Origin of the sequence: Intrasporangium sp., from assembly GCF_039812505.1 — a bacterium.
Classification (GTDB): Bacteria; Actinomycetota; Actinomycetes; order Actinomycetales; family Dermatophilaceae; genus Intrasporangium_A.
This window is the reverse complement of sequence record NZ_JBDIAQ010000014.1, coordinates 1-22,055: the sequence shown is the minus strand read 5'-3', so window position 1 is coordinate 22,055 and position 22,055 is coordinate 1. Positions and strand designations below refer to the sequence as shown.

At 72.3% G+C, this 22,055-nt stretch carries 21 protein-coding genes; 9 read left to right on the top strand and 12 right to left on the bottom strand.

Going from position 1 to position 22,055, the window contains the following annotated elements:
* Positions 1 to 25 precede the first annotated feature (25 nt).
* The gene (locus WMI84_RS03725; RefSeq protein WP_347350665.1) at positions 26 to 610 is read left to right on the top strand and encodes a hypothetical protein; all 585 of its coding nucleotides are present in this window, start codon (positions 26 to 28) and stop codon (positions 608 to 610) included.
* 163 nt (positions 611 to 773) lie between these two features.
* A complete protein-coding gene (locus tag WMI84_RS03720) occupies positions 774 to 2,216 on the top strand; it encodes an aldehyde dehydrogenase family protein (RefSeq protein ID WP_347350664.1) in 1,443 nt (480 codons plus the stop codon).
* Between the two features lie 204 nt (positions 2,217 to 2,420).
* Here WMI84_RS03720 and WMI84_RS03715 read toward each other — a convergent pair whose 3' ends face one another.
* The 4 genes from WMI84_RS03715 to WMI84_RS03700 form a co-directional block, all read right to left on the bottom strand.
* Complete coding sequence (locus WMI84_RS03715) at positions 2,421 to 2,609, bottom strand: DUF1707 domain-containing protein (protein WP_347350663.1); 189 nt, start codon at positions 2,607 to 2,609, stop codon at positions 2,421 to 2,423.
* A 301-nt stretch (positions 2,610 to 2,910) separates the two neighbouring features.
* Entirely contained in the window at positions 2,911 to 3,222 is a 312-nt protein-coding gene (locus WMI84_RS03710) for a type II toxin-antitoxin system PemK/MazF family toxin (protein WP_347350662.1), read from the bottom strand.
* Positions 3,212 to 3,445, bottom strand: coding sequence for a hypothetical protein (locus tag WMI84_RS03705; RefSeq protein WP_347350661.1), 234 nt, complete (start codon positions 3,443 to 3,445; stop codon positions 3,212 to 3,214). Before WMI84_RS03705 ends, WMI84_RS03710 begins: the two co-directional genes overlap by 11 nt.
* A gap of 285 nt (positions 3,446 to 3,730) precedes the next feature.
* Positions 3,731 to 5,728, bottom strand: coding sequence for a M4 family metallopeptidase (locus WMI84_RS03700; RefSeq protein WP_347350660.1), 1,998 nt, complete (start codon positions 5,726 to 5,728; stop codon positions 3,731 to 3,733).
* 378 nt (positions 5,729 to 6,106) lie between these two features.
* Here WMI84_RS03700 and WMI84_RS03695 point away from each other — a divergent pair, with 378 nt between their 5' ends.
* The 3 genes from WMI84_RS03695 to WMI84_RS03685 are packed head-to-tail and all read left to right on the top strand — an operon-like array spanning position 6,107 to position 8,822.
* Positions 6,107 to 7,081: an ABC transporter substrate-binding protein gene (locus WMI84_RS03695; RefSeq protein WP_347350659.1), complete on the top strand. Its 975-nt coding sequence runs from the start codon at positions 6,107 to 6,109 to the stop codon at positions 7,079 to 7,081.
* The gene (locus tag WMI84_RS03690) at positions 7,078 to 8,022 is read left to right on the top strand and encodes an amino acid ABC transporter permease (protein WP_347350658.1); all 945 of its coding nucleotides are present in this window, start codon (positions 7,078 to 7,080) and stop codon (positions 8,020 to 8,022) included. The genes WMI84_RS03695 and WMI84_RS03690 overlap by 4 nt, the downstream gene beginning before the upstream one ends.
* Complete coding sequence (locus tag WMI84_RS03685; RefSeq protein ID WP_347350657.1) at positions 8,019 to 8,822, top strand: amino acid ABC transporter ATP-binding protein; 804 nt, start codon at positions 8,019 to 8,021, stop codon at positions 8,820 to 8,822. The genes WMI84_RS03690 and WMI84_RS03685 overlap by 4 nt, the downstream gene beginning before the upstream one ends.
* 76 nt (positions 8,823 to 8,898) lie before the next feature.
* Here the strand turns inward: WMI84_RS03685 and WMI84_RS03680 are convergent, their stop codons facing one another.
* Positions 8,899 to 9,585 (bottom strand): NTP transferase domain-containing protein, encoded by a 687-nt coding sequence (locus tag WMI84_RS03680; protein WP_347350656.1) that lies wholly within the window; start codon positions 9,583 to 9,585, stop codon positions 8,899 to 8,901.
* Between the two features lie 26 nt (positions 9,586 to 9,611).
* On the opposite strand from WMI84_RS03680, the gene fdhD reads away from it, so the two are divergent.
* From fdhD to WMI84_RS03665, 3 genes are all read left to right on the top strand, one after another.
* Positions 9,612 to 10,460 carry a formate dehydrogenase accessory sulfurtransferase FdhD gene (gene fdhD, locus WMI84_RS03675; RefSeq protein WP_347350655.1) on the top strand — a complete coding sequence of 283 codons (849 nt, stop codon included), beginning with the start codon at positions 9,612 to 9,614 and terminating at the stop codon, positions 10,458 to 10,460.
* 35 nt (positions 10,461 to 10,495) lie between these two features.
* Positions 10,496 to 10,834 (top strand): YciI family protein, encoded by a 339-nt coding sequence (locus tag WMI84_RS03670; protein WP_347350654.1) that lies wholly within the window; start codon positions 10,496 to 10,498, stop codon positions 10,832 to 10,834.
* Between the two features lie 185 nt (positions 10,835 to 11,019).
* Entirely contained in the window at positions 11,020 to 12,483 is a 1,464-nt protein-coding gene (locus tag WMI84_RS03665; protein WP_347350653.1) for a nitronate monooxygenase, read from the top strand.
* Positions 12,484 to 12,506: 23 nt separating this feature from the next.
* Here the strand turns inward: WMI84_RS03665 and WMI84_RS03660 are convergent, their stop codons facing one another.
* From WMI84_RS03660 to WMI84_RS03630, 7 genes are all read right to left on the bottom strand, one after another.
* Positions 12,507 to 13,928, bottom strand: a complete 1,422-nt coding sequence (locus WMI84_RS03660; RefSeq protein WP_347350652.1) for a sugar ABC transporter substrate-binding protein — start codon at positions 13,926 to 13,928, stop codon at positions 12,507 to 12,509.
* 11 nt (positions 13,929 to 13,939) lie between these two features.
* Positions 13,940 to 14,881 (bottom strand): carbohydrate ABC transporter permease, encoded by a 942-nt coding sequence (locus WMI84_RS03655; RefSeq protein WP_347350651.1) that lies wholly within the window; start codon positions 14,879 to 14,881, stop codon positions 13,940 to 13,942.
* A gap of 13 nt (positions 14,882 to 14,894) precedes the next feature.
* Entirely contained in the window at positions 14,895 to 15,809 is a 915-nt protein-coding gene (locus WMI84_RS03650) for a sugar ABC transporter permease (RefSeq protein ID WP_347350650.1), read from the bottom strand.
* Positions 15,806 to 18,124 (bottom strand): alpha-galactosidase, encoded by a 2,319-nt coding sequence (locus tag WMI84_RS03645; protein WP_347350649.1) that lies wholly within the window; start codon positions 18,122 to 18,124, stop codon positions 15,806 to 15,808. The genes WMI84_RS03650 and WMI84_RS03645 overlap by 4 nt, the downstream gene beginning before the upstream one ends.
* A 145-nt stretch (positions 18,125 to 18,269) precedes the next feature.
* Positions 18,270 to 19,328 (bottom strand): LacI family DNA-binding transcriptional regulator, encoded by a 1,059-nt coding sequence (locus WMI84_RS03640; RefSeq protein ID WP_347350648.1) that lies wholly within the window; start codon positions 19,326 to 19,328, stop codon positions 18,270 to 18,272.
* Between the two features lie 110 nt (positions 19,329 to 19,438).
* Positions 19,439 to 20,632, bottom strand: a complete 1,194-nt coding sequence (gene glp / locus WMI84_RS03635; RefSeq protein WP_347350647.1) for a gephyrin-like molybdotransferase Glp — start codon at positions 20,630 to 20,632, stop codon at positions 19,439 to 19,441.
* A 22-nt stretch (positions 20,633 to 20,654) separates the two neighbouring features.
* Positions 20,655 to 21,326 carry a helix-turn-helix domain-containing protein gene (locus WMI84_RS03630; protein WP_347350646.1) on the bottom strand — a complete coding sequence of 224 codons (672 nt, stop codon included), beginning with the start codon at positions 21,324 to 21,326 and terminating at the stop codon, positions 20,655 to 20,657.
* 74 nt (positions 21,327 to 21,400) lie between these two features.
* On the opposite strand from WMI84_RS03630, the gene WMI84_RS03625 reads away from it, so the two are divergent.
* Positions 21,401 to 21,700: a DUF2249 domain-containing protein gene (locus tag WMI84_RS03625; RefSeq protein WP_347350645.1), complete on the top strand. Its 300-nt coding sequence runs from the start codon at positions 21,401 to 21,403 to the stop codon at positions 21,698 to 21,700.
* Positions 21,701 to 22,055: the final 355 nt, after the last annotated feature.

The following is a 22,055-nucleotide window of genomic DNA, read 5'->3' as shown; positions in this document are numbered from 1 at the left end:
CCGGGTCGGCACGATGATGGAGCCCGTGGTCCGTTCGGGGATCGTCGCCGGCCTGTCGGCGGGGCTGTTCTGCCTCGGCGGGTGCGGCGTGGCGACCCAGGCGCCCGGGTCGACCACGACGCCCGTGGCACCGGTCGACGCCGCCACCACCCGGCCCGGGACCTCCCGGGTGGCCGGCGCCCCCGGGCTCGAGGTCCCGCCGGTCGTCCTGACCGGGCCGGTCTTCCCGCTGACGCTGCGGCGCACCGGAGGCACCGCCGGCTTCCACGACACCGTCGTGCTGCGGGGCGACGGCACCCTGACCGTCGACACCGACACGATCCACGGGCGCACCTGCCGGCTCGACCGGGCCACCCGCACGGCGTTGCTCGTAGCCCTGTCGACGCTGCAGCTCGGCAGCCCGCACACCACACCGGCCGGTCTCCCCGAGCGCACCCCCACCAGCAGCGACCCGATCACGCTCACCGTGACCGACGTGCACCACCGGCCGGTCGACATCGACGACCCGTCGCTGGGCGAGATCCACAGCCGGATCGCCGCGCTCGTCTCCGACGTGACGCTCACCGTCCCCGCGCTGACCCGCTGCACACCCGGCCACCCACCGAGGTGAGGTATGCCGCCCACCCGGCTCAGCGGCATACCGCGGCTTCGGGCGCGCAACCGTGCAGCCGGAGACAACGGGCGTTCGCGCAGCGACAAGGCGCGACCTGCGCGACGGCCCACAGAATGGGGGCAGCGGTACCGAGAAGCGACGACCCACAGGAGAGCACGACATGCCGACGAAGCTGTTCATCGATGGCGAGTGGAGCGAGGCCCAGGGCGGCTCGTTCCAGACCGTCAACCCGGCCACCGAGGAGGTGATCGAGCAGGTCGGGGCCGCGTCCACGCAGGACGTCGACGCCGCCGTGGCGGCCGCGCGCCGGGCGTTCGAGAACCCGGAGTGGCGCGAGATGAGCCCGGTCGCGCGGGCCAACCTGATCTTCCGGCTGGCCGACGCGCTCGAGGCGAACGCCGACGAGGTGGCTCGGCTGGAGAGCACCGACGTCGGCCAGCCCATCGGGATCGCGCGGTTCGCCAACATCGGCTCGTCGATCGAGCACCTGCGCTACTACGCCGGCTGGGTCACCAAGATCACCGGCGAGACCAACCCGATCGGCTTCCCGAACACGCTGCACTACACCCGGCGCGAGCCGATCGGAGTGTGCGCGCTGATCACGCCGTGGAACTTCCCGCTGATGATCCTGGTGTGGAAGATCGCGCCGGCCCTGGCCACCGGCAACACGATCGTCATCAAGCCGGCCGAGCAGACCCCGCTCAGCGCCATCCGGCTGGTGCAGCTGGCCGAGCAGGTCGGCTTCCCCAAGGGCGTGATCAACCTCGTGACCGGCGACGGGTCCGTGGGTGCCGCCCTGGCCGAACACGACGACGTGGACAAGGTCTCGTTCACCGGCTCCACCGACGTGGGGCGCAGCATCGTGCGCGCCTCGGCCGGCAACCTCAAGCGGGTCACCCTGGAGCTGGGCGGCAAGGCGCCGAGCATCATCGGGCGCGACAGCGACGTCGACGCTGCCGTGGCCGGCAACCTCGGCGGAGCCACGCTCAACTCCGGGCAGGTCTGCGCCGCCTACACCCGGTTCTACGTCGACCGCAAGCGCGAGCCGGAGTTCCTCGACAAGTTCGTCGCCGGCGCCAGCGCCCTCAGGCTCGGGCCCGGCATCGAGGAGTCCACCCAGCTGGGTCCGCTGGTCACGGCCGAGCACCTGGCCCACGTCGAGCAGCTGGTGGCCACCGGCGCCGCCGAGGGCGCGGAGCTGCTCACCGGCGGCAAGCGCACCGGCGAGCGGGGCTACTTCTTCGAGCCGACCGTGTTCGCCGGGGTACGCGACGACATGACGATCGCCCGGCAGGAGATCTTCGGGCCGGTGCTGTCGGTGCTGTCCTACGACGACGAGGACGAGCTGTCCGCGCTGCTGGCCCGCGCCAACGACACTCAGTACGGACTGGCCGCCACCGTCTGGACCAAGGACATCGCGTTCGCCACCCGGGTGGCCAACGGGCTGCGCGCCGGTGCCGTGTACATCAACATGCCCCCGATCCCCGACCAGGCCGCGCCGTGGGGCGGGTACAAGGCCTCCGGGTGGGGCCGCGAGATGGGCAGGTACGCCATCGACGCCTTCACCGAGGTCAAGGGCGTGTGGATGCACTACGGCTACTGAGCCGGGCGGGGACGCACGGACCACCGTCCCGGCGCCGCACGTGAGGTATGCCGCTCAGCCCGCTGAGCGGCATACCTGCGGTTCGTCGGCGTCACCGGCCGGGCCGTCGGTCCGAACGCACGGGCTCGCCCCGGATGGGCGACGGACCCCTCATCCACCCGAGCAGACCCACGGTCCCGACCTGCCCGAGACCTCGCGGGCGCCTCACTCCTGCTCGGACCGCGGCTCCAGGTCGTCCAGCAGGCCCTCGAGATCACCGGCCACGACCGCGGCCCGGGCCCGCGCGACCCGCTCCTGGTACTCCTGAGCGGTCAGCCGACCCAACCCTTGGTGCCGCATCAGCGACCGCACCACCTGCTCACGCTCGCGCGTGCCGATCCGCAGCGGTGTCATCGGGGCCTGCCCTTCCGGTCGTCTCGGCCCATCACACCACGGCGGCGGAACGCCCGCACGGCGGAGCGCCCGCACGGCGGAGCGCCGGGGTGGGCGGGTCGGACGGATCCCGGGTGTACGGATCGACGGCAGCCCGTCCCGAGGGGCCGGCGCCCCGGGTGTACGGACCGACACAACAAGTGCGCTACCCCCACCCGGCCGCCGCACACCATACGTGTGACGGCCGGACTTGTTGTGTTCTTCCGATCACCAGCAGGCGCGCCCACCGGTCGCAGTCCCGTCCGGGCGGCTCGTCACCGGCTCAGAGTTCCAGGACCAGGCGCAGCGCTGCCTCCACCCTCCGCAGCTCGTCGAACCCCAGGTGACCGACGCTCTCGCCGAGTCGAGTCGGGTCGACGGCCGCGGTCTGCTCGGCGAGAACGCGCGTGAGACGTCCTTCGATGTCCACCTCGGGCCGGAAACCGGCTGCTCGAGCGGACGTGGAGGTCGGAGCCACGAGCCAGGTCGACAGCGGGAGCTGGTCGGACTGGACGACCACCGCGTACCGGCGGTTGCGCTGCTCGTGCCCGCGGGCGTCACGGGGGGCAGGCAGCCGGTATACCTCACCACGCACGCAGGGACTCCATGTCACGCAGCACCTGCGCCGCCTCGGCCCGGTCCTGCTCATCGGCGGCAAGTGCCTCGGCTTCGGCACGAAGGACCCTGCGGGCCCGTTCGCGGGCTGCGTCGATCAGGGCGGTCCGCACCGCCGTTGAGACGGGGGTGCCGTCACGGGTCAGCACAGCCAAGGCTCGCGCCGCATCCTCGTCGGGACGGAACGTGATCGTGTCAGCCATGAGAAGAGTGTAATACGAGTTGTAAGACATAGGCAGGCGATCGCGAGCGGGCGGGTCGGTTCGGCCGCCTCAGGCCGCGCGGTGCCGCGCCGTGGCGCTCCCCCGGTACGTGCGGTCAGCGGCGCCGAGGCCGCGATGATCAGGAACACGAGGTGGCGGACCGTGAGCGTGCGGCGGGCCAGACCCGCCCAGACAAGCACTCTGCGCGATTCGACAAACAGACCCGCCGGTATGCCGCTCAGCCGGGCACAGCGGCATACCGGCGCCCGGGCGCGGGGCGGGGTGTCAGCCCTGCGCGCTCACGTCGTCGACCACGAAGCTGCTCTGGTAGGAGCCGTCCTCCTGCATCGTGAACTTCAGCGTCACGGACTTGCCCTTGTAGGCGGACAGGTCGACCGACACCTTCTGGTAGGAGCCGTTCGCGGACAGGTTGGAGTAGCTCTTGACCGTCGTGCCGTTCAGCGACACCTTCATCGTGTCGTAGGCGTACCGGGTCGAGTACTCCGCGGTGTCGATGCGGATCCAGTACGTCAGGGTCGGTGCGGTCGCCGCCTGTGGCACGGTGAAGTCCTGCTGCTCGCTCTCGGTGGTCCGGCGGCCGTTGCCGCCGAGCCACAGCTTCCACGACCCGGTGTGCGCCGGGCGACTCGCGCTGTCGGTGATCGGGCCGGAGGTGCCGGTCCACCCGGTCCGCCCGGACTCGAAGCCACCGTTGGTGACCCAGCTGTCACCCGACGGTGGCGGCGGGGGCGGGGTGGCGCCACACGCCTCGGACCCGGCTGCGACGTTGATCGCCGAGAAGGCGCCGGCGACCGCCGTACACTCGGCGCTGTCGGTGCCGTAGAGGTCCTTGGCGGCCCGGATCGCGCCGTTGCGGGCGGCGGCGTAGTTGCTAGACGAGGTGAGGTAGGCCGACAGGGCCCGGTACCAGATCTTCTCGACCTTCTGGTGCCCGATGCCGGTCACCGCCGAGCCGTTGCATGTGGGGCTGTTGTAGGCGATGCCGTTGATCGTGCGCGCACCGGAGCCGTTGGAGGCCAGGAAGTACCAGTGGTTCAGCGGCCCGGACGAGTAGTGCGGGTCGAGCCCGCCCAGGCTGGAGCTCCAGCAGTCCTTGGACGCGCCGTCCTTGCTGGGCTTGTCCAGGTAGCGCAGCGGCGTGCCGTCGCCGTTGATGTCGATCTCCTCGCCGATCAGGAAGTCCGGGATGTCGCTGGCGTTGTCGGCGTACCACTCGACTGCGGTGCCGAAGATGTCGGAGGTCGCCTCGTTCAGCCCCCCGGCCTCGCCGGAGTAGTCCAGGTCCGCGGTGTTCTCGGTGACCCCGTGGGTCATCTCGTGGCCGGCGACGTCGAGCTCGACGAGCGGGTGCTGGTTGCTCGCGCCGTCGCCGTAGGTCATCTGCGTGCCGTCCCAGAAGGCGTTGACGTAGCTGTTGCCGTAGTGCACGCGGGAGCGGGCGCCGCGCCCGTCGCCCCAGATGCCGGCGCGGCCGAGCACCGTGTCGTAGAACTCGTAGGTCTGCTCGGCCCCGTAGTGGGCGTCGACCCCGGCGGACTGGCGATCACTCTGGCTGCCGTTGCCCCACACGTCGTCGGCGTCGGTGAACGTCGTGCCGTTGCCGCGGGTCCGGTTGCCCAGGTCGGTCGTGTAGTTGCCGTGCGAGTCCTCGAGCCGGTAGCCGCCCGACTGCGCAGTCGTGCCGAGCGGAACGGTGCCGACGAAGATGCCGTGCCCGGTGCCGGTCCGGACGGCGTCCCACGACCGGAGCACCGCGCCGGTGGTCGCGTCGACGACGGTGTGCAGGCGGCTGGGGGTCTGGTCGGCCTGCACGCCCTCGGTCACCACCTCGTAGGCCAGCCGCGGGCCCCCGTCGGTCATGAGCACGACGAGCCGACCCGGGGAGGCGGTCTTCTGGCGGGCGTGCGAGAAGGCCAGGGCGGTGCTGCGGGCGACCGCGGCGGAGACCGACGCGGTGAGCGTGTTCGGTGCGGCGCTGCGGCGGCCCCGGTTGTAGGTCACGTCCGTGACCGTGCCCCTGGCGTCGCGGTGCGAGACGAGGTCGCCGCCGATGACCGGCAGCCCGGCGAAGGTGCGCTCGTAGCGCACGTGGGTCCCGCCGTCGCGGTCGTGCAGCACCGACCTGACGACCAGCTGCTCCCCGGCGGGGCTGCCGGCCGGGGCGGCCTGCACCGGGGCGGCGGACGCCGGGGCGGCGGGCGCCAGAGCGAGCGCGAGAGCGAGGAGACCACCGGTCCCCAGGGCGGACTTGCGTCGGTTCATGTCGGGCTCCTCTGTCCGTCGGCCGGGCGCCGGGTCGGCTGCGACACGGGGGTCGGAGCGAAAGATCGCAGCAGCCGGGCAGGGCCGTCAACCGGGCTGGGGAAGTCTTTGCCAAGCCCATACCCGTGGCAGGTCCAAGCCGCCCGGCGCTTGACGGTTCCTTGACGGAACACCCAGCGGACTATCAGGGAGGCGACGGTGGTGATGACCGCGTCCGGGTCATGTCGCCGGTGGTGGCCGGATCCCCTTCTCAGGACGAGCGCCCTGCCCCTACAGTCGAGCGATGCGGACATTCCGAGGTGCCGGATCGGCCGGAGGGTACGCCTGCCCGTGCGACGAAAGGGTCGAACGGCCGCTCGATGAAGGGGGTGCAGCCCAGTGGTAGCGACCGACAGTCGCCGCAGCCGCCTCTTCGCAGCTGCCTCGGTCGTCATCGGGGCAGTGACCCTGAGCGGCTGCGGGGTGCAGACGCTCGCCTCGTACAACGCCTCCCAGTCGGCCGGGGCGACCGCGCTCGTGCAGCAGCCGGCGCCCACCGGGGAGAAGGCGGCGCCGGTCATCGACGCGATCGAGCCCGACGCCGCCCTGGCCGCCAAGGTGCCGGCGAGTATCCGGGCCAAAGGCCTGGTCCTCAGCACCTCGGTGGGCTATCCCCCGATGGAGATCTACGCACCCGACGGGACGACGATCGTCGGCGTCGACCCGGCGATCGGGCTGGCCATAGCCCGGGTGCTGGGGCTGCGGCTGACGGTCACCAACGAGGACTTCAACGCGCAGATCCCCGGGGTGCTGACCGGGCGGTACGACCTGGTGATGTCCTCGATGTCCGACACCAAGGAGCGTCAGCAGAAGGTGTCCTTCGTCGACTACGTCAGTGCAGGCGCGGGGTTCCTGGTCAAGCACGGCAACCCCGACCGGATCAACGGCCCCGCCGACATGTGCGGCCACGCCCTGTCCGTCGTGGACAACGGCTCCTCGCTGATCCTCGCGGAGAAGTACAGCAAGGCCTGCGTCGCCGCCGGCAAGCCGGCCATCGACCTGCTGCGGATGACGGGCGACCAGGACGCCCTGCTGGCGCTCAAGAGCGGCCGCGCGCAGGTCAACATCACCGACTACGTGGTTGCCGCGACCAAGGCGGCTGATCCCAAGGAGGGGGTCGACGCAGTGACGCTCAAGGGCACCGAGAGCCCGTGGGGCATCGCCATGAACCCGCAGAACAAGGCCCTGATCGAGGTGGTGCAGGCTGCCTTGGCCCGGCTGGTCGCCGACGGCACCTACGCCAAGATCCTGCAGGCCTGGCAGGTGCCGGCTCTCGCGATCGACAAGGTCACCGTGAACGGGGCCAAGTCATGACCACGGCGACCCGGAGGGCACCGTTCACCGACCACTCCGGAACAGTCATCCCGGTCGCGCGGACCTGGCACTGGCAGCGCTGGATCGCCGGCGCGGTCGCGGTACTGGTCGTCGCCTGGATCGCCTGGCTGGTGATCGACAACCCCCGGCTGGACTGGTCCCAGGTCGGCCACTACCTGTTCGACGGCAAGATCCTCAGCGGCGTGTGGGTCACCATCGAGATCTCCATCCTGGCCACGGTGCTCGGCCTGGTGCTCGGCGTCGTGCTCGCGGTGATGAAGCTGTCCCACAACCCCGTCCTGCGCGGGATCTCCACCGGGTACATCGGCTTCTTCCGGGGCACGCCGGTGCTGGTGCAGATGATCTTCTGGTACAACCTCGCCTTCCTCTTCCCGCACCTGGTCGTCAAGATCCCGTTCACCCAGATCGGCCTGATCTGGGACACCAACAACGTGATGACCGGGTTCAGTGCCGCCCTGCTGGGGCTGGGGCTGAACCTGGCGGCCTACTTCGCCGAGACCGTCCGCGCCGGGATCCAGGCCGTCGACGCCGGACAGACCGAGGCGGCGTACGCCCTGGGGATGACCCCGTCGAAGCGGATGCGGGTGATCGTGCTCCCCCAGGCGCTGCGCATCATCATCCCGCCCACCGGCAACGAGTTCATCTCCATGCTGAAGACCACCTCCCTGGTGTACGTGGTGGCCGGGCACGACCTGATGACCAACGCCAGCCAGATCTACAAGCAGAACAACCTGATCATCGAGCTGCTCATCGTGGCCAGCCTCTGGTACATGCTGATGACCGCGATCGCGACCTTCCTGCAGAGCCGGCTGGAGCGTCGCTACGGCAGCGACGCGGTCCGCCTGGTGCGCAAGGGCGGCCTGGCCAGCAAGCTGCTCGGGCGCCAACAGCCCGGCTCTGAGGCGGGGGTGGTCGCATGAGTCTCGTGGACGAGCAGGCCCTGGACAGCACCAAGGGCGCCGGACCCGTCGTGGTGGCCGAGGGCGTCCGGATGGGCTACGGGCACGTCGAGGTGCTGCGGGGGGTGGACCTGCAGGTCCAGCCCGGCGAGGTCAGCTGCATCATCGGCCCGTCCGGGTCGGGCAAGTCGACCTTCCTGCGGTGCCTGAACGGGCTCGAGCACGTGCAGGCCGGCAGCCTGCGCGTGCTGGGCCACGAGGTCGGCTACACCCTGCGTGGCGGGCACTACCACCCCTGGGGTCCGAAGGAGTACGCCCGGTTCCGCACGGAGATCGGCATGGTCTTCCAGCGGTTCAACCTCTTCGCGCACCAGAGCGCCCTGGAGAACGTCGCCTGCGCCCCGGTGCAGGTGGCCGGTCGGCCCAAGGCCGAGGCCGCCGCGGCCGCCCTGCAGTACCTGGACCGGGTGGGTCTGGCCGAGCACGCGCACAAGCGCCCGCACCAGCTCTCCGGGGGCCAGCAGCAGCGGGTCGCGATCGCGCGGGCCCTGGCCATGCACCCGAAGGTGATGCTCTTCGACGAGCCCACGTCCGCGCTCGACCCCGAGCTGGTGGACGAGGTGCTCGAGGTGATGAAGGAGCTGGCCCGGGAGGGGATGACGATGGTCGTGGTCACCCACGAGATCGGCTTCGCCCGCGAGGTGGGCGACACCCTGAGCTTCTTCGACGCCGGCGTCGTGCTCGAGCACGGTGCCCCGCGCGAGCTGATCGCCAACCCGCAGCACAAGCGGACCCAGGCGTTCCTGTCCACCGTCCGGTAGCCGCGGGCCGCGCCCGGACCGTCCCGGGCAGCCGGTCGCGCCGCGCCGGCTCGGCCTGCGCTGGTTCAGGCCCGCGCTAGTCGCGGCCGGCCGCAACGGCACGGGCGGCCGCGAGGGCCCGGGCGGCGGCCAGGTCCTCGGGGGTGTCGACGTCGGCGGACCAGCCGGAGTGGTCGGCCACCAGCGCCCGGGACGAGCTGTCGATCAGCCGCCTGACGCTGACCCCGGACGGGTCGCCGACCGCGACCAGGCGCCGGGCGAGGACCGCCGCACGCCAGACGCCGCAAAGCCAGTTGACGTGCTGGTCGGCGTCGACCGGCAGGGCCAGCTCCGCCGAGGGGTCGGACTCGAGCGCGTCGGCGAGCTGCTCCAGAGCCGACCGGGTCAGAAAGGGCAGGTCCCCGGCCAGTACCGCGACACCTTCCGGGACCGGGGCGCCGAGCGGCCCCGGGCCGTGGGCCGGGCCGGCCCCGAGCCGGCGGCCACGCGCGTGGGTAACCGCGTGGGCGGCATACGGGCTCGTCAGCGCGGCGAAACCGGCCGCGATGCCGGCCACCGGGCCGCCACCGGGCGGGTCCTCACGCACCACCCGGGTGCCGGTCGGGACGCCGGCGCCGTCACCGACCACGACGGTCGGCAGACCCGCGCACGCGGCCAGCACCCGGCCGACGATGGAACGCCCACCGACGTCGAGGGCGGGCTTGTGGCGGCCCATCCGGGTCGAGCCACCCCCGGTCAGGACGATGACGCCGAGCGAGTCCACACAGCAGAGTCTGGCACGCTGGGCGCATGGGACGGGTCACGGTCCGGCACAAGGTGCGCTCCATCGACGTGAACGCGGGCAGCGAGCACACCCGGCCGGACACGCTGACCGTCGAGGAGCCGTTGGAGATCCGCGTCGGCCGGCGTCCGCTCACCGTGACCATGCGCACCCCCGGGCACGACATCGAGCTGGTCCACGGCTTCCTCGTCTCCGAGGGGATCATCCGCTCGCGTGAGGACGTGCTGCTCGCTCGCTACTGCGAGGGTGCCGTCGTCTCCGACGACACCGGTCAGGAGCAGAACACCTACAACGTCCTGGACGTCACGCTCGCCCCCGACGTGGCGGCCCCGGCCGAGGAGCTGACGCGCAGCTTCCTCACCTCGTCGGCGTGCGGGGTCTGCGGCAAGGCGAGCATCGAGCAGCTGCGCGCAGATACGACGTGGCAGGTACGGGACGACCCGCTGCGGGTCGGCGCGGCCGTGCTGGCGGGGCTGCCGGAGCGGCTGCGCGCCCAGCAGCGCTCCTTCGAGCGCACCGGCGGGCTGCACGCGGCCGGGCTGTTCACCGCGGCCGGCGAGGCACTGGTCGTGCGCGAGGACGTCGGGCGCCACAACGCGGTCGACAAGGTGGTCGGGTGGGCGCTGCTGAACGGCAGGCTCCCGGCCGGCGGGACCGTCCTGATGGTCTCGGGGCGCGCCTCGTTCGAGCTCACCCAGAAGGCCCTCATGGCCGGGATCCCTTGTCTGGCAGCGGTGTCGGCGCCGTCGTCGCTGGCCGTCGAGGCCGCGCAAGACGCCGGTATGACACTCGCCGGCTTCGTGCGCGGCGGCCGGCTCAACGTGTATTCCGGTGACCACCGGGTGACCACCGGCTGACCGGGCCCACCCACCCACGACCCGAGGAGGAGCGCATGGGGATCTACGCCATCCACTACACCTACCCAGACGACCTGACCGAACAGCTGAAGGTCCGTCCCGAGCACCGCGAGTGGCTCTCCGGCCTGGCCGGCCTGCTGGTGGCCGGGATGTACCAGGCCGGTTGCGACGAGGTCTCCGAGGGAGAGCCGACCGACCAGGAGCCGGCCCAGGCGGCCCTGATCGTCTACGAGGCCGACTCGCTGGAGCAGGTGGTGGCCACGTTCGAGCACGACCCGTACTGGCAGAACGGCTTCGTCCTGCGTCGCGTCGTACGCGAGTGGGACCCGCCGCTCGGCCGGTGGGTGGCCGAGGAGGGCCCGTACGGCGCCTGACCCGCGCCGGCGGCGCCGGCGCTGGAGGGCCGGCTGTCGGAGGGTCGGCTGCTGGAGGGTCGGCTGCTGGAGGCTCGCCGGGCATGAGCAAGATCACGCGGGCTGTCCGGGCCGCCACCCGGTGGCCTACAGTCTCCCTACGAAGTCATCCCTACGGGAACGTAGGTTACGGTCTCGGAGGTTAAATGGCTGGCCAGTCCCTCCCGGTCGTCATCCAGGGCGGCATGGGCGTGAACGTCTCCTCGTGGCAGCTGGCCCGCGCGGTCGCCGAGCGCGGCCAGCTCGGCGTCGTCTCGGGCACCGCCCTGGACGCGGTGCTGGCCCGGGGGCTGCAGGACGGGGATCCCGGCGGGCACCTGCGCCGGGCGCTCGACGCCTTCCCCGACCCGCGGATGGCTGCGCGGGCCCGGGACCGCTACTTCGTGGCCGGCGGGCGCGCCCCGGACCGCCCCTACCGGCCCAACCCCACCCTGACCATCACCCCGTCCCGGGCGGTGCTCGAGCTGACCGTCCTGGGCAACTTCGTGCACGTGTGGCTGGCCAAGGAGGGCCACGACGGCCCGGTCGGCATCAACTTCCTGGAGAAGATCCAGATGGCCACCCCCGCCGCGGCACTGGGCGCGATGCTGGCCGGGGTCGACTACGTCCTCATGGGCGCGGGCATCCCCCGCGAGATCCCGCGCCTGCTGACCGACCTGGCCGCGGGCCGACCGGGCACCCTAACGGTCGACGTGCTGGGCGCGACCCGCACGCACACGACGAGCATCGACCCGGTCGAGCTGCTCGGGGCCCACCTGCCTGCCCTGACCCGCCCGCGGTTCCTGGCCATCGTCTCGCTGCACAGCCTGGCCGGCTACCTGTGCCGCGACGAGTCGATCCGGCCCGACGGCTTCGTCGTCGAGGGGCCCAGCGCCGGCGGCCACAGCGCGCCACCGCGCGGCCCGCTCACGCTGGACGAGCACGGCCAGCCGGTCTACAGCCGCCGGGACGAGGCAAACCTGGGTGCGATCGCCAAGCTCGGGCTGCCGTTCTGGCTCGCCGGCGGGTACAGCACCCCGGAACGGGTCGAGCAGGCCCGGGCCGCCGGCGCCGCCGGGATCCAGTGCGGCACCCTGTTCGCCCTCTGCGCGGAGTCGGGCCTCACCCTCGACCTGCGCCGCCAGGTGCTGGACGAGCTGGCCCGCGGGACCCTGACCGTGCACAACGACCCGCGCGCCTCGCCGACCTCGTTCCCGTTCAAGGTCGCCGCGCTGCCCGGCACCCTCTCCGAGGACGAGGCGTATGCCGCTCGCCCGCGCCTGTGCGACCTGTCCTACCTGCGTGAGCCGTTCGAGCGCGCCGACGGGTCGGTCGGATACCGCTGCGCGGCCGAGCCGGTCGACGCGTTCGTCCGCAAGGGCGGGTCGGTGCAAGCGACCGAGGGTCGCAAGTGCCTGTGCAACGCGCTGACCGCCAACGTCGGCCTGGGCCAGCACCGGCGTGACGGCTACGACGAGGTCGCCGCGGTCACCCTGGGGCAGGACCTCGACGGCGCCCACCGCCTGCTGGCCCGCCTCCCGCTCGGCTGGACCGCCACCGAGGCGCTCGACTGGCTGCTGGCCGGGGCCCGGCAGTCCGAGGGCGCCGCGGTGGCGGAACCGACCCCGTAGGCGGGTGCTGCCACCGGGCCCGGTCAGCGTTCCACGATGCGGAACAGCTGGTTGAGCTGGTTGTTCAGCTCGGTGAGCGACGACACGGGCGCGCTGCCGATGTAGACGGCGTCCATGGCCGGCTGCATCAGCGCGGTGATGTCGGCGCCGTTCGAGGTGACCGGGAACAGGAACGTCGTGTGGTCCTTGACGTGGTTGGTGAAGGGCGTGACGTCCAGGTGCCGGACCTTCTTGTTGTAGGCGATGGCCCGGGCGGTGCCTTCGGGCCGGGCAGGGAAGACGACACCCGAGTCCCCGATGATGTCCTGGCATTGGGCGCCGGCGAGGAAGGCGACCCACCTGGCGGCGTTCTCCGGCTGTCGGGACAGGGTCGTGATGGAGTCGGCGAGCCCGTTGAACATCGACGCTCGGTGCCCCGAGGGGCCGATCGGGGTGGGCGCGATCCTGATGCCCAGGTTCTTGCCGTCTGCGTCGGTCATCGCGGCGTAGGTGGAGATCATCCAGTCGCCGGCGATGCCCATCGCGGCCGAACCGGAACCGAGCTGCTTGTCGACGCCGTTGGCCCCGCTCCCGGTGGCCGCGTACGTCGGCATGAAGCCCTTGCGCACGAGGCCGAAGTACCAGCCGATCGCGTCCTGGAAGTTCTTCTCGTCGAGGTTGAAGTGGGTGCCCCACGGGTTCTTGTCGGTGGCCCGCCAGTTGTTGCTGCCCGTGAAGGCGGACCACTGGGTCTGTCCCCAGCCGCCGCCGCCGGAGCCGTCGGAGGCGAGACCGTAGGTCTTCACGTGCTCCTTGTCGAACCCGGCCTCGTCGCCGCGGCGACCCTTGGTGTCGACGCTCAGGTGCGCGACGAGCTTCTCGAAGGTGCCGCCGTCGGTGGGGTTCCAGGTGAGCGTGTCCAGCGTGGCAGGGTTGACGCCCGCGGCCTTGAGCACCGCGGGGTTGTAGAAGATCGCCACGGTGTCCCAGTCCTTGGGTGTGCCGTAGCGGTGGCCGTCCTGGCCGATCCAGAGCTGGGCCAGGCCCGGCTGGTAGTCGTCGTTGTCGATGTCCTTGGTGGGCCCGAGCTCGTCGAGGGGCCGCAGCACCTTCAGGTCGACGAACTGCGGGTACTTGGAGACGTGGTTGGTGAAGACGTCGGGGGCGGTGCCGGCGATGAAGCCGGCGGTCAGCTTGGACCAGTAGTCGGCCCAGCCGTACTGGGTGATCTTGACGGTGAGCTGCGGGTTCTGCGCGTGGAAGGCGTCGGCGCACTTCTGGTAGCCGGGCTGCTGGGAGGCGTCCCAGAGCCAGTAGGTGATGACGCCGTCGCCGCCCCCGGCGCTGTCGCCGTGGCCGCAGGCGGCGAGGGCGGTGGCCGCGAGCACGGCGCCGGCGGCGGCGAGCGCGATGCGACGGCGACGCCGGGCCCGGGGGGTCCCGGGGGTGGTCCTGATGGTGTTCATGAGGCTGCCTCTCACTTGATGCCGCTGAAGCCGATGGAGTTGACGATCCGCTTGGCGAAGGCGCCGAACAGCAGCAGCATCGGCAACGCCGCCACGAGGGTGGCGGCCATCAGGCCCGCCCAGTCCGGGCCGGTCTGCGGGGTCTGCGACTTGAACACGCCCAGCCCCACGGTCAGCACGCGGGAGGCGTCGGTGTAGCTGACCATCAGGGGCCAGAAGTAGTCGTTCCAGGCGGCGATGTAGGTCAGGATCGACAGCGTCGCGATGGGCGCCGTCGACATGGGGATGACGAGCTGGAAGAAGACGCGGACCTTCGAGGCGCCGTCGACGAGGGCGGCCTCCTCCACCTCACGGGAGATGCCGAGGAAGAACTGCCGCAGGAAGAAGACCGCGAACGGCGTCATCAGCATGCTCGGCAGGGCGATGCCCAGCAGCGTGTCGACGAGCCCGAGCTGCTTGATCAGGACGAAGTTGGGCAGCAGGGTGAAGATCGCCGGGATCATCAGGCCGATGAGGAAGACGCCGAAGACCTTCTCGCGGTGGCGCCAGCGCAGCCTGGCGAAGGCGTAGGCGGCCATCGCGGAGAAGAAGACCTGGCCGACCGTGATGAGGGTGGCCACGACGGTGGAGTTGAGCAGGTAGCGCCAGAAGCTGATGGACTGCCCGGCGCCGCCGGCATCGACGGCGGCCTGGCCGGTCTGCAGCCCGAAGACCCGCTCGAAGCCACCGAGGGACGGCTTGACCGGCAGCAGGCTGTTCGACCCGGCGTACAGCGCGCTGTTGGAGGACAGGGCCGTGCGCAGCATCCAGTAGAAGGGGAAGAGGGTGACGATGATCATCAGGACCATGAAGGTCCAGGCCAGGGCCCGGCCCCAGTTGAAGCCGGGCTTCTCGGGAGGGGCCGCAGCGATCGTGGCGACCCGGTCGGTGGGGGTGAGGGTGGTGTCGGTCATGGGGGTTCTCCTGTCAGTCCAGGTCGCTGGACTCGGCCCGGCTGAGGCGGTACTGGACGAAGGTGATCACGACGAGGACGACGAGCAGGCCGACGGACATCGCGAAGGCGTAGCCGAACTGGAACCGGTTGAAGGCGACGTCGTAGATGTAGTACTGCAGGACGCGGGAGGCGTTGACGGGGCCGCCCTGGGTGGCGATGGCGACGGTGTCGAAGACCTGGAACGAGCCGATGATGGTGATGATCAGCACCAGGGACAGGATCGGCCGGAGCAGCGGGATGGTGATCCGGCGGAACATCGTCGCCTCGCTGGCGCCGTCCATCCGGCCCGCCTCGTAGACCGTCTCGGGGATGGTCTGCAGCCCGGCGAAGATCAGCAGTGCGGTGTACCCGACGTGCCGCCAGACGTTGACGAGCGCGATCGTGGGGATGACCCACTCGCTGGAGGTGAAGAACGGGATCCGGTCCAGCCCGACGGCGGCGATGATGTTGTTGGTGATCCCCAGCTGGTAGTCGAGGATCCACAGGAAGACCATCGCGACGACGACGTTGGAGACGAGGTACGGGGTCAGCACGATGCTGCGCAGCCACGTCTTGCGGGTCAGGCGCTGCATCATGACGGCGATCACCAGGGCCAGGACGGTCTGGATGCCGATGTTGAGCACGACGTAGTAGAGGGTGACCTCGATGGAGTTCCAGAACACCGGGTCGTGCAACATCCGCACGTAGTTGTCGAGCCCGACCCACTCCGGCGGGGTGAGCAGGTTGAACCGGGTGAAGGAGAGGTAGATGCCCCGCACCGTCGGCCACAGCAGGAAGACGAGGAACCCGACGAGGGCAGGGGCGATGAACAGCAGGGCGAGCCTGGTGTCGTCCCGCGCGCGGCGGGGGGCCGACACCGGTGGCTTCGTTGGCACCGACGTACTCATGAGTCCTCCTTGGGCTCAGGCAGGGTCGCCGACGGGTCGGCGGAGGAGGGGTCGACGAGGCCCGGGACCGGGCCCTGCGTCGTGGCGTGGAACAGCACCACCTGGTCGGGGTGCACGACAGGTGGGGCGACGCCGACGCCGGCCAGGGCCGCGCCGGTGATGCCAACTCCGGCCAGGCCGGCCGGGTCCAGGGTGGGCGGCTGGTAGCCGCCGGACTCGGTGGCGTGCGGGGCAGGTGCCCCTGCCCCCCACCAGCGAGGTGGCTGCAGCCCGGAGGGCGCCGCGCCGACGACGAGCGGGCGCAGCCGGTAGCGGGTCTGCGGGTCCAGGCCGCGGAAGCGCAGCCGGGGCCCGGGGACCGCCGCGAGGCTGCCGACGGTGGCCATGGCGATGACGGCCTCGGACCGGTCCGGCGCGACGACCCCGTGGACCAGCAGGTGGGGGTCGTAGCCGTCCATCCGCACGAGGTCCCCACCCATCAGCAGCCGGCGGTGGGCGGCATAGAAGGAGATCCAGTCCCGCAGCTGGCGCACCTCGTCATCGGTGGCCCGGGCCAGGTCCCACTCGATGCCCAGGTGCCCGAAGACGGCCGTGCCGGCCCGGAAGGACAGGTCGTGCACCCGGCCGGTGGTGTGCGAGCGGCCGGAGGCGATGTGCGAGCCCAGGTACTCCGGTGGGACCAGCTGGGTGCTCCAGCGCATCATGTGCTGGCGCTCCAGCGGGTCGATGCAGTCGGACACCCACACCCGGTCGGTGCGCTCGAGGACGCCGAGGTCGACGCGCGCCCCACCGGACGAGCAGGACTCGATCTCCAGCCATGGGTGGGCCGCGCGCAGCTCGTCCAGCAGCCGGTAGAACGCCAGGGTCTGGGCGTGGACGCCCGGCCGGCCGCCGTCGGCCCGGGTGCCGGCCTCGATCAGGTCGCGGTTGTGGTCCCACTTGAGGTAGCCGATGTCGTACTCGTCGAGGATGGCGCACATCTGGTCGCGCACGTGGGCGTACGCCTCCGGGATGCCGAGGTTCAGAACCTGCTGGAAGCGCGACTCGACCGGCCATTCCCGACGGGCGGACATGACCCACTCGGGGTGGGCGCGGGCGGTGTCGGAGTCGGGGTTGACCATCTCGGGCTCGAACCACAGGCCGAACTGCATCCCGAGACCCCGGACGTGGTCGACCAGGGGGTGCAGCCCGTCGGGCCACACCTGCTGCGACACGACCCAGTCGCCCAGGCCGCGTCGGTCGTCGCGACGCGCGCCGAACCAGCCGTCGTCCAGCACGAACCGCTCCACCCCGACGGCGGCGGCCCGGTCCGCGAGGTCGAGCAGCCGGGGCAGGTCGTGGTCGAAGTAGACCGCCTCCCACACGTTGAGGGTGACCGGCCGGTCGGTCCCGACCTTCCGGTCGCGGGTGCGCAGGTGCCGGTGGAACCGGCGGGCCACCTCGTCGAGCCCGCGCCCGTAGGAGCCGTACACCCATGGGGTGGTGTACGACTCGCCGTCGGCGAGGACGACCTCACCGGGCAGCAGCAGCTCACCGCCGCCCAGGACCCGCTCGCCGGTGAAGAGCTGCTCGGCGTAGTGGGTGTGGTTGCCGCTCCAGGCAGTGTGCAGCGCGAAGACCTCCCCGTCGGCGAAGCCGAACCCGGGGGTGCCGGCGTGCAGCAGGTAGGCGCTGTCCGCACCGGTGCGGCCCTTGCGGTTCTCGCGCAGGTGGGTCCCGACGGTGAACGCGGTGCGCTGCGGTGCCCGTTCCCGGCCCCACCGTCCGGCGAAGTCGAGCAGCTCGCCGGCCTCGGCCGGGACGGGCAGGGCGAGGTCGAGCCGGTCCAGCTGGTAGGGGCCGCCGTGGTTGGTGACGGTGCCACGCAGGCGGACCAGGCCGCTGGGCAGCAGCGCGACGACCAGCTCCAGCGAGAGCCGCGCCTCGTCGTCGCGGCACTCGAACCGCACCGTGGCAGGCCCGGCCTCGGCGAAGCCGGTCACGACCCGGTCGTCGCACGTCACGTCCGTGACGACGAACCGGGGTGACCACGCCCGTCCGTCTCTGGAGCCGGCCAGGCCCGGGCGTCCGACGAACCCGGTGTGGTGCTCGGGTACCAGCGCGACGGCCACGGGCACGTCCACCGCGTTGGGGCCGACGACCGGCACGGCCGCGGCGGTCAGGTCACGGGCCAGGTCCGCCGGCTGCGGCCCGATGTCGGCGCCCCAGTGGACGGCGACCGGCAGGGCCCCGTCGCGGACGATCAGCAGCAGCGAGACGCCGCCCGAGCGCAGGTGGATCGTCGCGGACGTCGCGGAAGGCGTGGATGTTTCCATGGGGTTCCCTACTACTCGAAGAGTGCCTGCGGGCTTGCTGGTCCGCCCCGGTCGGGCGTGACGTGGTGCGGCACCGCGCGGGTCTCGCGCGGCTCCGCCGGGAGGTGAGAGCCGGCGCCGGGCGGCGCCGGGCTCGGGTGTCGGTTCAGGTGTGCCGTCGGGGCGTGCGGACCGGCGGTCGCGCCGGGTGTCCGGGCGCAGCCGCAGACCGGCGCCGCACGAGCTCACCCGGGATGCTGCGGATCCCCGGCGAGGGTGACCCGCCGGACTCGAGCATGAGCCCGGCGGCGAGCTCCCCCAGCTCTGCGTACGGCGGCGCGACCGTCGTCAGCGGAGGCTCCAGGGACTCGGCGACCGGTTCCAGGTCGTCGTGGCCGATGATGCTCACGTCGTCGGGGATCCGCAGCCCCTTGTCCGCGGCCGCCCGGTAGGCGCCCATCGCCATCCGGTCGTTGAAGCAGGCGATCGCGCTGGGTCGCTCGGGCAGCTCGAGCACCCGGGTCGCCGCGACCCAGCCGCCGGAGGCGGTGCCGTCGTGGTTCGGCGACTCGTCGAGCACGATGTCGCCCGGCGCGAGACCGCCCCGGACCAGCGCGTCCACGAAGGCCTCCCGGCGTCTGGAGATCTCCAGCGACTCGGTCAGGCCGAGCAGGGCGACCCGGCGGTGCCCCAGCGCCACGAGCTCGTCCGCGACAAGCCGACCCGAGGCCGCCTCGTCAGGGACGACCGCCGCGGTCCGGGCACCGCCGTCGTCCGGCTCGATGTTCAGGCACAGCAGGTTGCGCTCCCGCGGCACCGCTCGACGCTGGTGGTAGACCGAGGCCAGCACCGTGCCGACCACCTGTGCTCCGGCGGCGAACCGCAGCGCCTCGGCCTCCCGGGCGGGATCCGTCCCGACGGCCACGGTGAGCAGCTGCACGCCGCGCTCCCAGCACGCGTCCTGCAGCCCCTGGACCAGACCCAGGCCGTAGGGCAGGTGGCCGAGGCCGTCACAGGCCACGAGCAGCAGCGCCCGCTCCGGGCCCTTGCGCAGGCTGCGGGCGGCCGCGTTCGGGGTGTAGCCGAGCGCCTCGGCGGCCTCGTGGACCCGACGCCGGGTGTCGTCGGAGATCCGCGACGCGGCGACGTCGTTCAGCACGACGCTGACCGTCGACGGAGCCACGCCGGCGAGGGCTGCGACGTCGCGGATCCGGGGCGGCTTCACCTGCGCACCTCCCTCGGAGCCGAACTGCTGAATCGTTTTTGCACTTGCAGTGTGACAGTCCGCACGGCAGCGCGCAAGAGGTCGTTACGGGGTTCTTCGCGAGCGTCCCGTCACAGCCGGTGCACGACGACCTCGGCGCCGGCACCGAGCCGGTCGACCTGCTCGGGCACCTCGATGAGCGCGTTGGCGTGGGACAGCGCCCGCAGATGGTGCCCGGGTGCCGCCGCCACCGTGCCGTCGGGTGCCAGCACCGCCGAGACGAACTGCACCCGGCCGGGCCGGACCCGTCGGCCGGCCCCCACGTAGGCTGCGCAGCCCGCCTCCGGGGGCGGGTTGCCGTGCCGCCGGTCGAGGGCCGGGCGCAGCAGCATCCGGAAGGAGACGTAGGCCCCGACCGGCGTGCCCGGCAGGCACACGACGGGCGTGCGGGCCAGCCGGCCGGTCCCCTGCGGGCCACCAGGCTGCATGGCCACGTGGACGAACTCGAACCCGCCGAGCCGGGTGCCGACCTGCCGGACGACCTCATAGGCGCCCTGGCTGACCCCGCCGGTGGTGATCACCAGGTCGACGTCCGGGTCGGCGTCGAGCGCGGTCAGCAGCGCGCCCAGCTCGCCCGGGTCGTCGGAGCAGGTCTCGACGTGGCCGACCACGCACCCCGCCTCGAGGGCGAGGGCGGCGATCATGTCGGAGTTCGACTCGTGGATCTCCCCGGCCCCGGGGTCGTGGTCGGGCCCGACCAGCTCGGCCCCGGTGGCGATGACCGCGACCCGGGTCGGAGCGTGGGCGGTCAGGACGGTACAGCCGGCCGACCGGGCCAGGGCGAGCAGGGCCGCGTCGACCGGCGTTCCGGCCGCGGCGAGGGTCTCGCCGGCGGTGACGTCCTCGCCGCGACGCCGGATGTGCTGCCCAGCGACGAGGTCCCCGGTCACCGTCACCGTCCTCGGCGGGGGGCCGGTCGGTGACGCGTCGGTCCGCTCGACCGGCACGACGGCGAGCGCCCCGCCCGGGACGCGGGCGCCGGTCATGACCCGGGCCGCCTGTCCCGGGCGCACCTCGAAGTCGGCCGCGGCTCCCGCCGGCACGTCCCCGACCACCTCGAAGCGGCGCCGGCCGTCGTGGCCGGGGTGGGCGGCATACCCGTCCATCGCGCTGCTGTCGAAGCGCGGCAGGTCGTCGGCGGCGAGCAGGTCGGCGGCGAGCCGCCGGCCGACCGCGTGCCGGTCGAGGGGGAGCCGCTCGGCCCGCCCCGGCCCGACCACGCGGAGCAGGGCGGCGCGGTGTTCGGCGACGGAGCGGTGTCCCACGGGGCCAGTCTGCCGGGCCGGGTCAGTGCAGGTGCAGCCGGCAGGCGCCGATCTCGGCGAAGGCCTCGAGCCGCACCCCGTCGGGGTCGCCGCCGGCCGCCTCGAGGGCGCCCTCGACCATGCCGTGGTGCACGCTGCAGACGACGTCGGGGCGCTCCCGCGCGACCGCGAGCATCGGGCACTCGCGCAGGTGCAGGCAGCCCTCGGGCGCGCCGTCGGGGGCGAAGCCGAGCCGGGCGAGCAGCTCGACCACCTGGCGGTCGGCCCCGCCCGGTGCCGTCGCGGCCGGCAGGTCCTCGACGAGCGCCCGGCCCCACCCGCGGCCGAGCCGGCGCATGTCGCCGCGCACGTCGCCGCCCTGTGCCGCGACGTGGTCGGCGAGCACCCTTGCCAGCGTGGCGTACTCGCCTGCGGCCGAGGTGACGGCGGGGCGGGCCGCGTAGCCCCAGCCGGGGCGGCCCCGGCCCTTCGGCGCGAGTCGGGTGCGCACGGCGAGGCCGGCGGCGACGAGGCCGTCGAGGTGCTCCCGGGCGGTGTTCACGTGCAGCCCGAGGCTGCCGGCGATCGAGCCGATCGGACGGGGCTGGTCACCGAGTGCCTCGAAGACGCGGCGGCGCTGCGCGGACAGGCCGGCGACCAGGTCGGCCGTGCCGTCCCGAGTTGGCGCCGGGCCCCAGCCCTCGGTATTTTGCACAAGAGCAACCGTATAAAATGATCGCCGGGATGACAAAGGATGTCGTCCCTCCACCAGACCAGAGGAGCACCTGAGTGTCCACGCACGACCAGATCCCCCTGACCGAAGTCAAGCACGGCCACTCCTGTGGGTGCGGCGAGGAGGATGCCGACGTGCCCAGCCTCGACGCCCGCGCCATCCCGCACGCGATCCGCCACGCGACGGTCTTCGGCGCGTTCAACGCGATCCCGGTCGGCGGAGCCCTGGACCTGATCGCGCCGCACAACCCGTTGCCGCTGCTGGCCCAGCTGCAGAGCATGTTCGGCGAGATCGACATCGCCTACCTCGAGGAGGGTCCCGAGAAGTGGACGCTCCGGCTCACGCGTAAGGGCTGAGCCCTCGACGCCTCCTGCGCGGGCCGCTCCTGCGGTTGCCGGGAGACCCGCGCGCCCGGTCGGCACGACCGGGCGCGCGACCAGGACCTCGTCGCTCGAGGCTGCCGGGGAGGGGCGGACGTCGTGAGCGGCGAGTGGGACCGCACGGTCCCACCAGTGGCCCCCTGACCGTACGGTCAGGGGGCCGTTCTCGTGCTTCCGGGGCCGGCCGGGGGCTCAGCCGCGCCGGCCGCGTCGCCCGAGGAGCCAGCCGACGAGCAGCCCGACCAGGGCGGCCACGCCGAGCCCGGCGTAGCGCCGGACCAGCACGGGCCCGACGGTCGCGCCGAGGTCGATCGCGTCGTCCTGGGCCGGC

Excerpts from the sequence above, each read along its gene's own strand:
- WMI84_RS03720 (WP_347350664.1), top strand. The coding sequence starts at position 774 with ATGCCGACGAAGCTGTTCATCGATGGCGAGTGGAGCGAGGCCCAGGGC.
- WMI84_RS03715 (WP_347350663.1), bottom strand. The coding sequence starts at position 2,609 with ATGACACCGCTGCGGATCGGCACGCGCGAGCGTGAGCAGGTGGTGCGG.
- WMI84_RS03705 (WP_347350661.1), bottom strand. The coding sequence starts at position 3,445 with ATGGCTGACACGATCACGTTCCGTCCCGACGAGGATGCGGCGCGAGCC.
- WMI84_RS03700 (WP_347350660.1), bottom strand. The coding sequence starts at position 5,728 with ATGAACCGACGCAAGTCCGCCCTGGGGACCGGTGGTCTCCTCGCTCTC.
- WMI84_RS03690 (WP_347350658.1), top strand. The coding sequence starts at position 7,078 with ATGACCACGGCGACCCGGAGGGCACCGTTCACCGACCACTCCGGAACA.
- WMI84_RS03685 (WP_347350657.1), top strand. The coding sequence starts at position 8,019 with ATGAGTCTCGTGGACGAGCAGGCCCTGGACAGCACCAAGGGCGCCGGA.
- fdhD (WP_347350655.1), top strand. The coding sequence starts at position 9,612 with ATGGGACGGGTCACGGTCCGGCACAAGGTGCGCTCCATCGACGTGAAC.
- WMI84_RS03670 (WP_347350654.1), top strand. The coding sequence starts at position 10,496 with ATGGGGATCTACGCCATCCACTACACCTACCCAGACGACCTGACCGAA.
- WMI84_RS03665 (WP_347350653.1), top strand. The coding sequence starts at position 11,020 with ATGGCTGGCCAGTCCCTCCCGGTCGTCATCCAGGGCGGCATGGGCGTG.
- WMI84_RS03660 (WP_347350652.1), bottom strand. The coding sequence starts at position 13,928 with ATGAACACCATCAGGACCACCCCCGGGACCCCCCGGGCCCGGCGTCGC.
- WMI84_RS03655 (WP_347350651.1), bottom strand. The coding sequence starts at position 14,881 with ATGACCGACACCACCCTCACCCCCACCGACCGGGTCGCCACGATCGCT.
- WMI84_RS03650 (WP_347350650.1), bottom strand. The coding sequence starts at position 15,809 with ATGAGTACGTCGGTGCCAACGAAGCCACCGGTGTCGGCCCCCCGCCGC.
- WMI84_RS03645 (WP_347350649.1), bottom strand. The coding sequence starts at position 18,124 with ATGGAAACATCCACGCCTTCCGCGACGTCCGCGACGATCCACCTGCGC.